Raw genomic sequence first — 929 nt, 5'->3', positions numbered from 1 at the left:
CAGATCGCCTTGGCCACGCACGTCGCCATGTCGTTGGCGTTCTGCACCGATTCCACGCGCATCACCGTGCCGCCCGCGAAGTCGCAGGCGAAAGCCGCGCAGTCGCCGATGGCATAGATGTCCGGCAGCGAAGTGCGGCAATATTCGTCCACGTCCACGCCGTTGGCTCCGGCCGCGCCGGCCAGGATCAGCGGCCCGACCGCCGGGACGATGCCGATGCCCACGATCACCGCCTCGGCGCCCAGGACTTCGCCACCGGCAAGCTGCACGCCGGTGACCTTGTGGCCATCGCCCACCAGGCAATCGACTGCGACGCCCGTGCGCAGGTCGACGCCGTGCGTCCGGTGCTCGCCTTGGTAGAATTCCGAGAGCGGCTCCCCGGCCACGCGCGCCAGCACGCGCGGCAGCGCTTCCAGCAGSGTGACCTTGAGGCSCATCTTCGAGAGCACTGCCGCCGCTTCGAGGCCGATGTAGCCGCCGCCGATCACGACCACRTTCTTCGTGCCCGCATCGATTTCGGCCATCAGCGTGTCGCAATCCTCGCGGGTGCGCACGGCATGGACCCCGGCCAGATCCGCGCCCGAGCACGACAGCCGGCGCGGATCGCCGCCCGTSGCCCAGACCAGCTTGCCGTARCCGTAAGTCTCACCGTCCGAGAGCGCGAGTTCCTGCGCCGCCGGATCGACTTTGGTCACTTCGGTGCCGAGCTTGAAGGTGATCTCCTTCTCGGCCCAGAACGTCGGCGGGCGGATGTAGAGRCGGTCGAAGGTCTTCTCCCGCGCGAAGTATTCCTTGGAGAGCGGCGGCCGCTCGTAAGGATGCTCCGGCTCGCGGCCGATGACGGTGATGGTCCCCTCGAAACCGTTCTGGCGAAGGGCGATCGCGCATTGCGCACCGCCGTGCCCGGCTCCCACGATAACGACGTCTGC

1 protein-coding gene is annotated in these 929 nt (G+C 68.1%); it reads right to left on the bottom strand.

Features of this window, described 5'->3' with window-relative positions; all coding sequences use genetic code 11:
* A partial coding sequence (locus AB4Z00_RS26540) for an NAD(P)/FAD-dependent oxidoreductase (RefSeq protein WP_442047903.1) occupies positions 1 to 929 on the bottom strand: 929 nt, incomplete at both ends.

This window comes from Novosphingobium sp. YAF33 (genome assembly GCF_052113265.1).
Taxonomy (GTDB): domain Bacteria; phylum Pseudomonadota; class Alphaproteobacteria; order Sphingomonadales; family Sphingomonadaceae; genus Novosphingobium.
Note: the sequence above shows the minus strand (reverse complement) of the source record. Positions and strands in the feature narration are given on the sequence as shown.